The sequence below is a fragment of the Agathobaculum sp. genome (assembly GCF_050946325.1).
In the GTDB taxonomy this organism is placed as follows: Bacteria; Bacillota; Clostridia; order Oscillospirales; family Butyricicoccaceae; genus Agathobaculum.
This window is the reverse complement of the sequence record NZ_JBMNUP010000175.1, coordinates 1-3062: the sequence shown is the minus strand read 5'-3', so window position 1 is coordinate 3062 and position 3062 is coordinate 1. Positions and strand designations below refer to the sequence as shown.

The following is a 3062-nucleotide window of genomic DNA, read 5'->3' as shown; positions in this document are numbered from 1 at the left end:
GCATATATCCGAAGTGGCGGCGAGCTTTGTAAATGATATTAAAGATTTCCTTCAGGAGGGCCAGCAGGTCAAGGTGAAGGTAATCAATATTGACCAGGCGGGCCGCATCAACCTGTCCATTAAAAAGGCGCAGCCGCAGGAGGCGCGTCAGGAACGCCAGGGGGCTTATGCACCCCGTCAGCCGCGCTTCCAGCAGCGCACACCGGCGCCGCGTACCCGCGCGCCTCAGCCGCCAAAGGATCCGGCATCAATGAGCTTTGAGGATAAGCTGAAAGCGTTCATGACGGACAGCGAAAGCCGGCAGGCGGATGTGCGCCATGCGACTGACCGTAAGAACGGTTCCCGCCGCCGTAAATAAGCAGAAAAACCGAGGGAATCCCTCGGTTTTGTTTTTATCTCCCAGCCGCGATGATAAAAAAACGCGCCCTTTCTGTTTGGAAAGGGCGCAAAAGTAGGATTGTGGGGATAAAGATATGAACGGTGCATGGCGGTCTTTCAACCGCCATATAGAATATACCATAATTTACAAATAATGTCAACTACTTTTTAAATGAGGAATTGTATGAAACAGACATTGCTGACCAATGTGAATATTTGGACGATGGACAGGGAGAATACCCGCCTGCATGGCTGGGTGCTGCTGGAGGATGGGCGGATTGCCGCGATGGGTGAAGGAACCCCGCCTGCCTGCGCGCATATTCTGGACGGAGAAGGCGGGGTGCTGACGCCCGGGCTGATTGACATTCACTCGCACCTTGGCCTGTATGAAGACGGCCTTGGCTTCGAGGGGGCGGATGGCAATGAGGACACAGACCCCGTTGCACCGCAGCTCCGCGCGATTGATGGGGTCAATCCGCTGGACCCGGGGTTCCGGGAAGCGCTGGAAGCCGGTGTGACGGCGGCGGCGGTCAGCCCGGGAAGCGCCAATCCGATTGGCGGACAGATTGCGCTTATCAAAACGGCCGGCCGCCGGATTGACGATATGATTCTCAAGGCGCCGCTGGCGGTCAAATTTGCGTTTGGAGAAAATCCCAAATCGGTTTATCATGATAAGGACGAGGCGCCCGTTACGCGCATGGCTACGGCGGCGCTGATACGCGAGCAGCTCTATAAGGCGAAGGAATATCTGGCGCGCTGCGAGCGGGCGGCAGTTGACCCGGACGAGGATGCGCCCGATTATGATATCAAGCTGGAGGCGCTGGTTCCGCTGCTGCGGCAGGAAACGGCGGCGCATTTTCATGCGCACCGCGCGGATGATATTTTTACAGCGCTTCGGATTGCGCGGGAATTTGGCATCAAACCGGTCATTATTCACGGCACAGAAGCGCATCTGGTGGCGGATTTGCTGGCGGAAGAGGATGTGCCTGTGGTCAGCGGTCCGTATATGACCGACCGCTCCAAACCCGAGCTGCGGCACCTGACAGACCAGGCGCCCGGGCTTTTGTGCAAGGCCGGCATTGAAACGGCGATTACGGTAGACCATCCGGAGATCCCGCTCCGGCTGCTTCCGGTGGCGCTGATGCTTGCGGTGCGCGCGGGCATGGACGAACTGTCCGCGCTGCGGGCGGTTACATCGGTGCCGGCGCATATTGCGGGACTGGAAGATCGGATCGGCAGCATCGGGCCCGGCATGGATGCCGATCTGGTGCTGTGGAGCGGTGATCCGCTGGAGATAAAGAGTCAGGTACAGGCTGTGCTGGTAAGCGGCAGGCTGGAATACAGGAGGGAAAAATGAGAACGGTTGATGTATCGGAAGTTACCGCGCTGGTGCGGCGGCTGTGTATGGAAGCGAACTATTATCTGCCGGCGGATTTACGGCAGGCGTTTGTTGCAGGACAGCAGCAGGAAAAGTCGCCCCTTGGCAGGGAGATTTTTGACGAGATGCTGGCCAACTGCGATCTGGCCCGCAAAAACGATGTGCCGATCTGTCAGGATACAGGATTTGCGGTTGTTTTTGCAGAAGTTGGGCAGGAGGTGCATCTGACGGGCGGCAGCTTTGAGGACGCAGTCAACGAAGGCGTGCGGCAGGGCTATGTGGACGGCTATTTGCGCAAATCCATCGTAAGCGATCCGCTGCGCAGAGTGAACACAGATGACAACACGCCTGCGGTGCTGCATACGCGCCTGGTGCCGGGCGAAAAAGTGAAAATCATTGTTGCGCCCAAGGGCGGCGGCAGTGAAAACATGAGCGCCAGCAAATGCTTTACGCCGGCGGCCACCCGCGAGACAATCGCTGACTGGATTGCGGATACCGTGGTGAACGCCGGTTCCAACCCATGTCCGCCGGTAGTGATCGGCGTTGGGCTCGGCGGAACGGCCGATAAGGCCGCAGAGCTGGCCAAGGTTGCGCTGCTGCGGCCGGTTGACCAGCGCAGCGCAGATCCGTTTTATGCGGAGATGGAACAGGATATTCTGGCAAAGGTGAATGCTTCCGGCGTCGGTCCGCAGGGTCTTGGCGGCACGGTGACGGCGCTCTCCTGCGCGATTGAGCCCTATCCGACCCATATTGCCAGTCTGCCGTGTGCGATCTCCATCGGCTGCCATGTGACGCGGCATGCGGAGGGAGAAATTTAAAGGCATTGGATCATTGGAACAAATGCTGAATAAATTGTGAATTTTTTGAAAATAGATTGGACAGTTTGACTAAGGCGTGGTATACTAAAGATAGCAAAATCCCAGAAGTATCTTGGGCCATGAACCCGATAGGAGATGATGTTATGAAGTTCACCATCGTCGAGAGAAAAATGAAAATTGATGACGATCTGCGCGAATATGCGCTGCGCAAGGTTGAAAAGCTGGATCGGTACTTCCAGCAGGATTCCGATACCACGCTGACGTTCAGCGAGCTGCGCGGCAAGCAGACGGTCGAAATCACCGTACGGCAGACAGGGCTGGTTGTGCGCGCGGAGGAGACCACCTCTGACATGTTCGCGTCGGTAGACGGTGCCATCAGCAGCATTGAGCGTCAGATCCGTAAGCATAAAACCCGTCTGGAGAAACGCCTGCGTGAAGGCGCGTTTGACAAGATGGCAGAGCAGCAGGCCGCGCTCGCAGAGGAGGAG

General features: G+C 57.2%; 4 protein-coding genes. All 4 read left to right on the top strand.

Going from position 1 to position 3062, the window contains the following annotated elements; translation table 11 throughout:
• On the top strand, window positions 1–358 hold a 358-nt coding region (locus ACOYIE_RS10135), incomplete at its 5' end, for a S1 RNA-binding domain-containing protein (protein ID WP_433412854.1).
• A gap of 204 nt (window positions 359–562) precedes the next feature.
• On the top strand, window positions 563–1735 hold the full coding sequence (locus ACOYIE_RS10130; protein WP_433412852.1) for an amidohydrolase: 1173 nt from the start codon (window positions 563–565) through the stop codon (window positions 1733–1735).
• Complete coding sequence (locus ACOYIE_RS10125) at window positions 1732–2574, top strand: fumarate hydratase (RefSeq protein WP_433412850.1); 843 nt, start codon at window positions 1732–1734, stop codon at window positions 2572–2574. The genes ACOYIE_RS10130 and ACOYIE_RS10125 overlap by 4 nt, the downstream gene beginning before the upstream one ends.
• Before the next feature lie 143 nt (window positions 2575–2717).
• Window positions 2718–3062: ribosome hibernation-promoting factor, HPF/YfiA family (gene hpf / locus ACOYIE_RS10120; RefSeq protein WP_433412848.1), on the top strand; the 345-nt coding region annotated here is incomplete at its 3' end.